The sequence below is a fragment of the Primorskyibacter flagellatus genome (assembly GCF_900176485.1).
GTDB classification, from domain to species: domain Bacteria; phylum Pseudomonadota; class Alphaproteobacteria; order Rhodobacterales; family Rhodobacteraceae; genus Primorskyibacter; species Primorskyibacter flagellatus.
The window spans coordinates 1-1,931 of record NZ_FWYD01000058.1 but is presented as its reverse complement, the minus strand read 5'-3'; the positions used below and the strand labels follow the sequence as shown (position 1 = coordinate 1,931).

Sequence of the window (1,931 nt, the reverse complement as noted above, 5' to 3'; positions counted from 1 at the left end):
TCTTGTTCATCTTCGCTCCTTAAAGGCTACGATGAACCAGAAACCCTCCGTTGTTCAAATCGCCATATCTGTCCCATAGGTGCTGACGTCAGACAGGGCAAACACCGGTTGGGCTTTCACCGCGATGTGCCCTCACGCTTTGGTGTGATACCGCGTTTCGGCACCAATGACGACGTGAAGTGGTTCGACGCCGAGCCATGCTATATGCTTCACCTGTCCAACACCTATGAGGACGGTGACGAGATTGTCATGGATGGCTGCATCATCGGCAACCCGATACCGGACATGTCGGATCTGCCCAAGGAAGGCTATGAGCGGCTGAACCGCATGCTGGACATGCATACCACCGAAACACGGATGCATCGCTGGCGGTTCAACATGCGGACCGGAGAAACCAAGGAAGAGCGGCTGGATGACACGATCACCGAATTCCCGATGATCAACGGCCTGCACAATGGCCGAAGCTACCGATACAGCTACAACGCATTGCCACAGCCCGGATCGTGGCTTCTTGACGGTCTGAAGAAATACGATGTTCAGACAGGCAAGACCCAGACATTCATGATGCCGAAAGGCGAGTTCGTCAGCGAAGCGCCGTTTGCACCGCGGCTCAATTCCAAATCCGAGGATGACGGATATGTCGTTACATTCGTGACGAACGTAAACTCGGGCAAGGGCGAATGTGTGCTGTTCGATGCGGCCAATATCGATAAGGGCCCGATCTGCCGGATCATCATGCCCTATCACATCCCCACCGGCGCACATGCGTTCTGGGCTGGCCCGCACATGCTCTATGAAAATGGTGTGAGCCTGGCCGACTAAAGTCTGTCTCGGTTGGTCAAGACCACATGATCAGGGAATGCTCCGATGCCGCGTTTGCTTGCGAACGCGTTCGGGGTGTTTCCTGAATTGGCTTTGCTGGCGTAACGCCAGCAGAGGCTGAAGACAACTTCCATGCACATCGCGAGCTGCACGATACGGTCGCGTGAACCAGCGTGTCAGTGCGTCCGCGATGACCGATTCTTGCGCTTTCCAGTCTTAGCTTTCGAAATTCCGGAAACAGCCTTTGGCGGATGCCTCGTTCACAGGTCGCAGCGGGCAGCCGTGATGGGCAAAATGGTGTCGGTTGCCATGTTCGGGGTCAATCTTTCCCTATGCCGACGGCATTTTAATCCCTTTGCCTTAAAGAAAAATTCAATATTGCACAAATACTGGAATATTAACAGCGCGCAGTTAAGGGGATACACGACCTCAGCGACATAATCCGCAGGGGCGTGCGGAACTTGTCGGACAGGTCACTTGGCAGCATCCGCGCGTCTCTCTAACTCCGCGACAAACGGAGCGCCGCAAATTTTTGATAGATTTCCATTTCTCTCGTTGGATCTGATATGGATGGCGAAGGTCGCGTAGTCCGACCACAAATCGCCCGGCGCTGGAAGAGAACAGGCCACAATTGAATATTCCTTGTTGCACAACGCGATGGCATCTGTAACGGATTCGTCAATTTTCATCATTGAAACAAAGCTATAGTCAAGCCACCTTTCTCCGGCTGTTTCACAGAACAGGGCTACCGATCTCGTATCTCCATTTTCAGCAGCCCGGATAAATCCGGAGCGGTCAAATGTGTATCCACGATTTGTAAGTCTCTCTATCGGGTCCGACGAGACGGGAGGTGCTCCTTTAACGACAACCTCTATCGGTTCATTTGACCGCAATCCCAGAGCAATGGCGACTACGATTGATATCCAAGTCGCTACTGTCGCACCAAGTATCTTGCCCCACGGCAAGTGTTTAATCTTCATTAAATTCTTCGTGGTTACGGGTGCACAAGCTTTAGGAACGTCTGAAAAACCTGCTTCTTTCGGCGTGATCTGGTAGACTTGGGCAACCCGCCAAGGAGCCGTTCCGATGCCGAAGCAGCCTGCCTTTCC

General features: G+C 53.0%; 2 protein-coding genes. One reads left to right on the top strand and one right to left on the bottom strand.

Annotated elements, in window-relative coordinates; all coding sequences use genetic code 11:
* A partial coding sequence (locus tag B8991_RS20895; protein ID WP_179141578.1) for a carotenoid oxygenase family protein occupies nucleotides 1–822 on the top strand: 822 nt, incomplete at its 5' end.
* Between the two features lie 473 nt (nucleotides 823–1,295).
* On the opposite strand, the gene B8991_RS21655 is transcribed toward B8991_RS20895, so the two are convergent.
* Nucleotides 1,296–1,931: hypothetical protein (locus tag B8991_RS21655; protein ID WP_218673283.1), on the bottom strand; the 636-nt coding region annotated here is incomplete at its 5' end.